This window comes from Herbaspirillum chlorophenolicum (assembly GCF_001189955.1).
GTDB classification, from domain to species: Bacteria; Pseudomonadota; Gammaproteobacteria; order Burkholderiales; family Burkholderiaceae_D; genus Herbaspirillum; species Herbaspirillum chlorophenolicum.
Genome location: NZ_LFLT01000001.1, coordinates 327,393 through 336,809 on the forward strand (window position 1 = coordinate 327,393; position 9,417 = coordinate 336,809).

Below are 9,417 nucleotides of genomic sequence, written 5' to 3' on the forward strand. Positions count from 1 at the left end.
ATAGGCGGTCGCGCAGTCTGCTGCGGACGGTAAGCTGGTCTGTGGAGCCAAACGATTCATGTTTATATGGGTTGGCGACGGCGATCGGGTTCAATGCATCAACCGGCAAGCTTCGCGGTGATCCGGCTTTGGTTCGCGGCCCGGCCCGGGCAAAGCGCTGCAAATCGCGGCCGGCCATGTAGGCCAACCGCTTGTTGCGCTGCTTGTTGCCAGCGGGCTGTGCGCTGCGATCCAGAATCCGGGCCACCGGATGCGAGTCTTGCCAGACTTTTATCCTGATGATCCAAACAATTCTGTTCCACTTCCAAGTGCGTTATCCGATTGCAACTGCGGTGCAAACTAGACTCGCGCAGGGAAGGTGCGTACTCGTTTCGAGGCCTTGGTAGTCAGTCGGGCGGCATTTACGGCTGCTTGATCTGGCTTGATCGAGCCGTTGCAGCGCCGTTTTGGGCATCTGCAGTGCCGCACGTCGTCATTTTCGGGGCCCCCTTCGTCAATTTTGCAATTCGCGAGGCTGACGAAGTCTCCTCTTGTGTAGAATGTTCCTTTTTATTCTACTGACGCTGTTTTTTGACCAGCGTCGAACGATTATATATTCAAAATGAAGGACTTAGCGAGATTTTCTAGGGGGGCTTCTGAATCCGCCAAAACGGCGGCAGCTCCCCGGAACGCAGCAGGCTCGCACAGCGTCCCTCAAGTGCAGTTGCTGACCATTTCCGAAGAAGACGCCGGACAGCGGATCGACAATTTCCTGCTGCGGATCTGCAAAGGCGTTCCCAAGAGCCATATCTATCGTGTCCTGCGGTCGGGGGAGGTGCGCGTCAACAAAGGCCGCATCGACCAGACCTACCGCCTGGTCGACGGCGATGTGGTGCGCGTTCCACCAATACGAGTTGCAGAAAGACAAGAAATTGCCGTGCCCGGCGCCGAATTCCGGATCTTGCTTGAAGACAGCCATATGCTGGTGATCGACAAGCCGGCCGGCGTAGCGGTGCACGGCGGCTCGGGCGTGAGCTATGGCGTGATCGAACAATTGCGCGCGGCGCGTCCGCAGGCCAAGTTCCTGGAACTGGTGCACCGGCTCGACCGCGACACATCCGGCGTGCTGCTGATCGCCAAGAAGCGTTCGGCCCTGACCAACCTGCATGACCAGATGCGCGACGGCGTGACCGACAAGCGCTACCTGACCCTGGTGCAGGGCGACTGGAAGAATGCCCGCCAGCACATCAAGTTGCCATTATTCAAATACAGCACGCCTGACGGCGAGCGGCGGGTGCGGGTGCAGGCCGACGGCCAGGCATCGCATACGGTGTTTTCCCTGCTGCAACGTTTCGGCGAGTTTGCCCTGCTGGAAGCAGAACTCAAGACCGGACGCACGCACCAGATCCGGGTTCACCTGTCGTCCAGCGGATTCCCGATCGTAGGGGATGACAAGTACGGCGATTTCGCACTGAACAAGGCGCTGCAGAAGGCCGATGGCAAGCGCATCGCCTTGAAGCGCATGTTCCTGCATGCCTGGCAGATCAGCTTTACCCATCCCGACAGCGGCGAGACCGTGACGCTGAAAGCCGCCTTGCCGGCCGAGTGCGAGAATTTCCTGCGCAGCCTGCAAGATGTCGGCAGCGATCCGGTATGGTCCGGCCAGTCCGCGGGCGATTGAAGATGAGTGCCGCGGTGCGCCGGATGTGATACTTTCTGGCCGGCATTAACAATTATGCATGTCCGCCCGGCCATCGTCGCGATGCCGGCGGGCTTGCCGAGAGTGAACAGAAAACATGGCTAGAAAGCAATTCGACCTGATCGTCTTCGACTGGGACGGTACCCTGATGGACAGCACCTCGACCATCGTGCGCTGCATTCAGGCGGCCGCACGGGATCTCGGGCTGCCGATTCCCGACAAGAGCGCCGCCTCCTACGTGATCGGGCTGGGCCTGCAGGACGCCATGCAGGCGGCCATTCCTGACGTCGATCCCAAATATTATCCGCGCATCGTCGAGCGCTACCGTCACCATTACCTGGGGCAGGACAAGGATCTCACGCTGTTCGATGGCGTTCCGGAGATGCTGGCCGACTTGTCGCAACAAGGCTATTTCCTCGCGGTGGCCACCGGCAAGAGCCGGGTGGGTTTGAACCGCGCGATGAATAGCACCGGCCTGCTGTCGGTGTTCGACGCCACCCGCTGTGCCGACGAGACCTTTTCCAAGCCGCATCCGGCCATGCTGCAGGAGTTGACGCGCGAACTGGGCCAGGACATGGGCCGCACGCTGATGATCGGCGACACCACTCACGACCTGCAGATGGCCATCAACGCCGGCGCCAAAGGCGTTGCGGTAGAATTCGGCGCGCATCCGGTGGCGCAGTTGGAAGCGCTCAACCCGCTGTATTCCGCCAAATCCATCCGCGAGCTGCACCAATGGCTCACCGATAACGCCTGACATCAACCAATTCCGACCCTGGCAAGCGGCATGGTGCCGCTGCCTTCCGCCATCGCCAGATCATTGCCAACGCCATGAGCAGCCAGACCGACATCGACATTTGCGCCTCGACCGAGATTGAAGAGGGTGGCAAAGGCAAGCGCTTTCCTGTCACAGTGCGGGGCGACGATACCAGCGGCTTCGTGGTGCGCTATGGCGGCCAGGTGTATGGTTACCTGAACCGTTGTGCGCATGTGCCGGTGGAACTGGACTGGTTCGAGGGCGAATTCTTTGAATCCAGCGGCTTGTATCTCATGTGCGCAACACATGGCGCGGTTTATGCGCCCGATACCGGAAAATGCGAAGGCGGCCCTTGTACCGGTGCGCATTTGCGTAAGATCATGACGGTAGAGCGGGATGGCCGGATTTACTGGCGCCCGGACGAACTGGTCAAGGCTGCCGAGGCATGAGCCTCGGGGCAATCCGCGAAGGCGCATGAGCGCCTTTCGTTTTGAGTGAGCATATGAGCAATAACGAATTCGAGAATCCCCAATCGCCGCCGCAGACCGGCGCCACGCCTTCGCCTTCGCCTGCCCCGGAGCCGGCTGCCGCGTCCAAGGCTGGGCGCGACGACAAGAAACACACCGGTTGGGAGCGCGACGTGCTGGAAAAGCTGGCGCTGTTCGCGGTCAAGGAACAGCGCGCGCGGCGCCGCTGGAGCATCTTCTTCCGCATCGTGATCCTGATGGTCATCGTGTTCGGCGTCTGGATGGCCTTTACCTACGGCAAGACCGAGAGCCAACCGCTGGGTACGCATACCGCGCTGGTGGAAATCAAGGGCACCATCGAATCGGAAGGCCAGGGCTCGGCCGGCGTGGTGATCCCGGCGCTGGACAAGGCCTTCGCCGCAGCCGATTCGGTCGGCGTGATCCTCAAGATCAACAGCCCCGGCGGCAGCCCGGTGCAGGCCGGCATGATCAACGACGAGATCACCCGCCTGCGCAAGGAGTATCCGAAGAAGCCGATCTACGTGGTGGTCGAGGAAATGTGTGCCTCCGGCGGTTATTACATCGCCGCCGCGGCTGATCGCATTTACGTCAACAAGGCCAGCCTGATCGGTTCGGTCGGCGTACTGATGGACGGGTTCGGCTTCACCGGGCTGATGGACAAGGTGGGCGTCGAGCGTCGCCTGCTGACGGCCGGCGAGAACAAGAGTTTCCTCGATCCGTTCAGCCCGCAAAGCGCCAAGCAGCGTGAGTATGCGCAGGCCATGCTGGATGAGATCCACCAGCAGTTCATCGAAGTGGTGCGCCAGGGCCGCGGCACGCGGCTGAAAGAAACGCCCGAGACTTTCTCCGGCCTGGTGTGGACCGGTTCCAAGGCCGTCGAACTGGGCCTGGCGGATGGCTATGGTACGGTCGACAGCGTGGCGCGCGATGTGATCAAGGCTGAAGACGTAGTCGACTACACCCAGACCGAGAACCTTTCCGAGCGCGTGTTGAAGAAGTTCGGCGTGGCCTTCGGGGCTGGTGTTGCCAAGACAATGATGTCGTCGACGCTGCCTTCGTTGCGCTGAACGCGGTGACCGGAAAACAGAAGGCCGGCTGATACACAGCCGGCCTTCTGTTTTGTGCGATCCGAATGAAATACGGCCTGATTTTTATCAGGAGGGCATGGGTATCTTCAATCCGCCAATAACAAAAACACCGTCGGCTTCTTATGGAAATCCGGCCCCTTGCCAGCCGCCAGTGCAGCTTTCCATTGCCCCGCTGTCTGCGTGCGCACCGACTCCGTCTGCAAGCTCAAGTCGGTCGCCACGCACACCAACGTGTTGCTCTGGCAATGACTGGACAATGCTTCCAGCATGGCGGCATTACGGTAAGGCGTTTCGATCAGCAGTTGGGTCTGCTTTTCCTTGCGCGAGCGATCTTCCAGTTGGCGGATACGCTTGCTGCGCGCATCGGCATCGGTGGGCAAGTAGCCGTTGAAGGCGAAGCTTTGGCCGTTCAGCCCGCTGGCCATCACCGCCAGCAGCAGCGATGACGGGCCGACCAGCGGACGCACCTGGATGCCATGCTGGTGGGCCATGCGCACCAGGTTGGCGCCCGGATCGGCCACTGCAGGCACCCCGGCTTCGGAAATCAACCCGCCGTCCCGGCCTTCGCGCAGCGGCGCCAGCAGGGCAGGCAAGGCCGAAGCGTCGGTATTGACGTTAAGCTCGGCGATGCCGATTTCCTGGATGGGTTTGGACAGCGCCTGGCAACTGCCCAGTAGTTTCAGGAAGGCGCGCGTAGTCTTGGCGTTTTCGGCGACGAAATAATCCAGTCGCGCGGCCACGGCTTGTACTTCGCGCGGGATGATGGCGTCCAGCGGGTGCGGCGTGCCATCTTCCTGAAGGGGAATGTCGACAGGGCCAAGGGTGTTGGGTATCAGATAAAGAGTGCCCGGCATCGGAGAAAATTGAATAAATTGTATAAAATAATATTCGTGTCGCAATGCTGCGTACAGAATCGTCATTTTACAGGCTGCGCGCGGCTTTGCGGGCGGCAGCCATGGAAAGATGGGATGGACGATGTGCCGTATGGCGCTTCAGGTACGCCAAAGTGTCATCAAACTGTCACGTAAGCCGATTATCTTGTCTGCTTGGCCAGTGTTATCGGGTTAAATCGTTTTAAGTATTTTTAAGCATCGCTGAATGCTTGGAATCGTTCGGAAGGGAATGAATGTTTGCAGCGGTAGATCTCGGTTCCAACAGCTTTCGTTTGCATATCGGAAAATATGAAAACGACAGTATCCGCGTCATCAAGAGCGCGCGCGACCCTATCCGCCTGGCGGCCGGTATCGACAAGAATGGTTATCTCACCGAGCAAGCATGCAAGAGCGCGCTCGATTCGCTGACCCGTTTCCGCGCCATCCTGCGCGACTACTCGCTGGACGCTGTACGCGTCGTGGCGACCAATACCTTGCGCGTGGCCAAGAACGCACACGAGCTGTTGCCGGAGCTGGAGCGCGCCATCGGTTATCCGGTCGAAATCATTTCCGGCGAAGAAGAGGGGCGCCTGATCTACATGGGGGTGGCCGGCGTGCTGGCCGAGCCCAATGAAGAGCGCATGGTGATCGATATCGGCGGTGGTTCGACCGAGGTCATTCGCGGCCTGGGTGGACATATCCGCCATGTCGAATCCTTTGGCATCGGCACCGTTAACCAGAGCCTGGCGTTTTTCCCGGATGGCGCGATCACCGCTGTCGCCTTTGAGCGCGCGATCCTGTCGGCGCGCTCGTATGTCGAGGATGCGGTGCATCTGTTCAGCTTCAGTGACAGCGTCAACATCTATGGCTCTTCCGGCACCATCCGCGCCATTGCCGATACGATCGCCCGCAACGGCATGGGCGATGGCCGCGTCACGCCGGCCGGCCTGGAAGACCTGATGCAGCGCCTGATCGACTTCGGTCACGTGAGCCAGATCGAGCTGGATGGCATGAAGCCCGATCGCGCTGGCGTCATCATGGGGGGGTTGGCGGTGCTGATCGGTTTCATGCAGGAATTTGGCATTGAGGTCGTCACACCGGTGGAAGCCGGATTGCGCATGGGCGTGATGTGGGACCTGCAGTTGCGCGCCACCAAGGCGGACCGGCGCGATATGTCGGTGGATGATTTCTCCCACCGCTTCCATGTCGATGCGGCGCGCGCCCATGGCGTGGCCGATACGGCGCTGGGCTTTTTCCAGCTGCTCAAGCCGGCCACCGACTCCTATGCGCGTTACCTGTACTGGAGTGCCTTGCTGCATGAGGCGGGCCTGGTGGTATCGCCCACCGGTTACCACAAGCATTCGTCCTACCTGATCGCCAACGCCGACCTGCCGGGCTTCACCACGCGTGAGCAACGCTTGATGAGCACGCTGATCCTGGGGCAGAAGGGCAACTTGAAGAAGATCAGCGAGATGCTGGCCGATGTCGATTTTGCCAAATCGGTGCTGGCGTTGCGGCTGGCGGTGATGTTCCGGCATTCGCATATCACGCTTGACCTGGATAAGGTGAAGGTCAAGTTCAAGAGCAAGATCGAGCTGGAAATCCGGCGCGATTATGTCAAGGAACATCCCAGTATTTCTTTCTGGATCCAGAAGGAACAGGAATGGTGGGCCGGTATCGGCGTCGATTTTGCGGTCAGGGTTCTGGCCTGACCGGTTGGTGTTCCCGTTTTTGCAATACCCCTGCCGTCGTAAGCCGGCAGGGGTATTTTGTTTTCAGCGATGGATTTTCCATCGAATGTTTTGGGGCATTGTGGGGGTCTTTGGATTTAAATGGTAATGCTTCTTATTTGTGATATAGTCGCATCCGGTTTTTGATTCGCGGCGAGGCACGTGCCGCTTCAACGGCCCACATACCAATTACAAGGCATCGCACGATGCCATTTCTGCGGAAGCGCAAGGTGCTGCACCTTGCTGTTTCCCGGTCGGGCAAACCGCTTCATTTCCCGGACCGCCTCCAGCGCCAAAAAAGAAGCCCGGATAAGAACAGGTTCTAAGGCCGCGGCATTCGTCAATTTTTTGGAAAAGGATGGTCCATGTTCTCTCGTCAACTCGTGGTCGGCGCTTTGCTGGCCGGTACCGCGCTGTCTTCCGTCGCCCAGGAGAAGGTCCTCAACCTCTATTCGGCGCGTCACTATCAGACTGACGAAGCGCTCTATGCCGATTTCACCAAGACCACCGGCATCAAGATCAACCGCATCGACGGCGACGACGCCGGCATCATCGCCCGCCTCAAAAGCGAAGGCGCGTCCAGCCCGGCTGACGTGATCCTGCTGGTGGATGCCGCGCGCCTGTGGAAAGCGCAAAGCGACGGCTTGTTCCAGCCGGTCAAGTCCAAGGTGCTCGATGAGCGCATCCCGGCCAACCTGCACAGCAAGGAAGGCAGCGACGGCGCCCAGTGGTTCGGCTTCTCGACCCGCGCCCGCGTGATCGTCTACAACAAGGCCAGCGTCAAGCCGGAAGATGTGGACACCTATGAATCGCTGGCCGACCCGAAGAACAAGGGCAAGCTGTGCACCCGCAGTGGCTCGCACCCTTACAACGTCTCGCTGTTCGGTTCCCTGCTGGAGCATAACGGCGCTGCCAAGACAGAGGAAATCCTCAAGGGCATGGTTGCCAACCAGGCGCGACAGCCGGTGGGCGGCGACACCGACCAGATCAAGGCAGTCGGTTCGGGCGAGTGCGGTGTCGCCATTTCCAACTCTTATTACGTAGCGCGCCTGCTGCGCTCGACCAAGCCTGAAGACGTGGCGCTGATGGAGAAGGTCGGCATCGTCTGGCCCAACCAGAAGAGCTATGGTGCCCACGTGAACATCGCCGGCGGCGGTGTGGCCAAGCATGCGCCGCACAAGGCCGAGGCAGTGCAGTTCCTGGAGTACCTGGCCAGCGACAATGCGCAGCGCTATTTCGCCGAAGGCAATAACGAGTGGCCTGCGGTCAAGAGCGTCAAGACCGATAACCCGGCGTTGCTGAAGATGGGGTCGTTCAAGGCGGAAGTGATCAACATTGGCGCGGTCGGCGCCAACCAGCAGAAGGTACTGCAAATGCTGGATCGCGTCGGCTACAAGTAACGTCTGACGCCATGGCAGAAGGCCGGCATCCGCTGCATGCGGATGCCGGCCTTCGTTTTTGGGAAAGGGGGCAGTGCGTTATGCGCCGCGGAACGGATTGCGGTCGTTCAGTTCGCTCATGTAGTCGTCGATGCCGCCGCTTTCGCGCTGCAGGAAGTGTTCAACCGCATCGTAGAAGCCGGGGTGCGCCAGCCAATGCGCCGACCAGGTCTTTTGCGGCAGGAAGCCGCGCGCCATCTTGTGCTCGCCCTGGGCGCCGCCTTCGAACCAGGCGATCTTCCCGGCGATGCAGAATTCCAGCGGCTGGTAGTAGGCCGTTTCGAAATGCAGGCAGGGTACATGCTCCAGCGCGCCCCAGTAACGGCCGTACAGCGAGTTGCTGTCGTATATCGTGAGCGAGGAGGCGATGGGTTTTCCGTCCCGCTGGGCTACTGTCAGGAGCAGGTTCTGCGGCATGGTTTGGCCGATGCGCAGGAAGAAATCCAGGTTGAGGTATGGAGTGGAATAGTGGTCGGCGTAAGTACGCCGGTAGCAGCGGTGGAAGAAACGCCAGTGCGCTTCATCGATCTCCTTGCCGCGCAGCGTGAGAAAGCGCACGCCTTGCTCGGCCACCTTGCGCCGTTCGGCCAGGATGTTCTTGCGTTTTTTGCGATCCAGCGTACTGGCGAATTCCTCGAAACTGGCGTAGCCGTCGTTATGCCAGTGGAACTGCACGCCGCTGCGCAGCAGGAAACCGGCGTCGGCCAGCGCCTGGGCCTGCTCCGGCGGCGGATAGAGGATATGGGTGGAGGAGTGCGCTTCATCCTGCTGCAGGGCTTGCAACGCCGCCAGTAGCGCCGAGCGCGCCTGTTCGTCGCATGCCAGCAGGCGGCTGCCGCGTACCGGCGTGAAAGGAATGGCTGACAGCAATTTTGGGTAGTACTCCAGGCCGTGGCGCTGGTAGGCCTCGGCCCAGGCCCAGTCGAAGACGTATTCGCCGTAGGAATGCGATTTCAGGTACAGCGGCAGGGCGGCAGCCAGCGCATCGTCGTGCCAGACCGTCAGGTAATGCGGCTGCCAGCCGGTCTCGGCGCAGGCCGAACCGCTCTCATGCAGCGCGTGCAGGAAAGCGTAGGACAGGAAGGGAGTAGCTTCATCCTGGGCGGCGACCAGGCCGTCCCATGCCGGTTGGCCGATCTCGGCCAGAGAAGAAACGATTCGCGTGCGATAATCCATTGACTGCAATTTAGGGCCTGTTAACATTTAATTTACGAGTGCGAGTGGCCAGCAAGCGTTGTCTGCCTAGGCGTGGCGACGCGTCGTAGGGTGCTACGGCAAGGAGCCACAACAACGGCAGGCGACGCTTGCTGGCCGCTCCCGGAGGGTTGCTCCCAGAAGGCGCGCTGGCCGCGTTGCACGGTGAGG

The 9,417-nt window shown here is 60.3% G+C and carries 8 protein-coding genes; 6 read left to right on the plus strand and 2 right to left on the minus strand.

Translation table 11 applies throughout. From position 1 onward, the window contains the following. The first annotated feature begins 601 nt into the window (after positions 1-601). The 4 genes from AKL28_RS01485 to AKL28_RS01500 all read left to right on the plus strand — a co-directional run bounded on the left by AKL28_RS01485 (position 602) and on the right by AKL28_RS01500 (position 3,990). Positions 602-1,660, plus strand: coding sequence for an RluA family pseudouridine synthase (locus tag AKL28_RS01485; RefSeq protein WP_050466268.1), 1,059 nt, complete (start codon positions 602-604; stop codon positions 1,658-1,660). Positions 1,661-1,775: 115 nt separating this feature from the next. Beyond that, on the plus strand, positions 1,776-2,435 hold the full coding sequence (locus AKL28_RS01490) for an HAD-IIIA family hydrolase (protein WP_050466269.1): 660 nt from the start codon (positions 1,776-1,778) through the stop codon (positions 2,433-2,435). 74 nt (positions 2,436-2,509) lie between these two features. Beyond that, positions 2,510-2,884 carry a Rieske (2Fe-2S) protein gene (locus AKL28_RS01495; protein WP_050466270.1) on the plus strand — a complete coding sequence of 125 codons (375 nt, stop codon included), beginning with the start codon at positions 2,510-2,512 and terminating at the stop codon, positions 2,882-2,884. 53 nt (positions 2,885-2,937) lie between these two features. Then, complete coding sequence (locus AKL28_RS01500) at positions 2,938-3,990, plus strand: S49 family peptidase (protein ID WP_050466271.1); 1,053 nt, start codon at positions 2,938-2,940, stop codon at positions 3,988-3,990. A gap of 107 nt (positions 3,991-4,097) precedes the next feature. Here AKL28_RS01500 and AKL28_RS01505 read toward each other — a convergent pair whose 3' ends face one another. Then, complete coding sequence (locus AKL28_RS01505; protein WP_050466272.1) at positions 4,098-4,865, minus strand: SAM-dependent methyltransferase; 768 nt, start codon at positions 4,863-4,865, stop codon at positions 4,098-4,100. Between the two features lie 272 nt (positions 4,866-5,137). Between AKL28_RS01505 and AKL28_RS01510 the strand changes: the two genes are divergently transcribed. Together AKL28_RS01510 and AKL28_RS01515 are read left to right on the plus strand one after the other, a co-directional pair. Then, positions 5,138-6,595 (plus strand): Ppx/GppA phosphatase family protein, encoded by a 1,458-nt coding sequence (locus AKL28_RS01510; protein ID WP_050466273.1) that lies wholly within the window; start codon positions 5,138-5,140, stop codon positions 6,593-6,595. A gap of 383 nt (positions 6,596-6,978) precedes the next feature. Then, positions 6,979-8,013, plus strand: coding sequence for a Fe(3+) ABC transporter substrate-binding protein (locus tag AKL28_RS01515; protein WP_050466274.1), 1,035 nt, complete (start codon positions 6,979-6,981; stop codon positions 8,011-8,013). A gap of 78 nt (positions 8,014-8,091) precedes the next feature. Here the strand turns inward: AKL28_RS01515 and AKL28_RS01520 are convergent, their stop codons facing one another. Next, positions 8,092-9,228, minus strand: coding sequence for a GNAT family N-acetyltransferase (locus AKL28_RS01520; protein WP_082221320.1), 1,137 nt, complete (start codon positions 9,226-9,228; stop codon positions 8,092-8,094). Between the last annotated feature and the right edge of the window lie 189 nt (positions 9,229-9,417).

Bases quoted from the DNA above. Each gene is read 5' to 3' on its own strand.
- AKL28_RS01485 (WP_050466268.1), top strand. From the start codon at position 602: ATGAAGGACTTAGCGAGATTTTCTAGGGGGGCTTCTGAATCCGCCAAA.
- AKL28_RS01490 (WP_050466269.1), top strand. From the start codon at position 1,776: ATGGCTAGAAAGCAATTCGACCTGATCGTCTTCGACTGGGACGGTACC.
- AKL28_RS01495 (WP_050466270.1), top strand. From the start codon at position 2,510: ATGAGCAGCCAGACCGACATCGACATTTGCGCCTCGACCGAGATTGAA.
- AKL28_RS01500 (WP_050466271.1), top strand. From the start codon at position 2,938: ATGAGCAATAACGAATTCGAGAATCCCCAATCGCCGCCGCAGACCGGC.
- AKL28_RS01505 (WP_050466272.1), bottom strand. From the start codon at position 4,865: ATGCCGGGCACTCTTTATCTGATACCCAACACCCTTGGCCCTGTCGAC.
- AKL28_RS01510 (WP_050466273.1), top strand. From the start codon at position 5,138: ATGTTTGCAGCGGTAGATCTCGGTTCCAACAGCTTTCGTTTGCATATC.
- AKL28_RS01515 (WP_050466274.1), top strand. From the start codon at position 6,979: ATGTTCTCTCGTCAACTCGTGGTCGGCGCTTTGCTGGCCGGTACCGCG.
- AKL28_RS01520 (WP_082221320.1), bottom strand. From the start codon at position 9,228: ATGGATTATCGCACGCGAATCGTTTCTTCTCTGGCCGAGATCGGCCAA.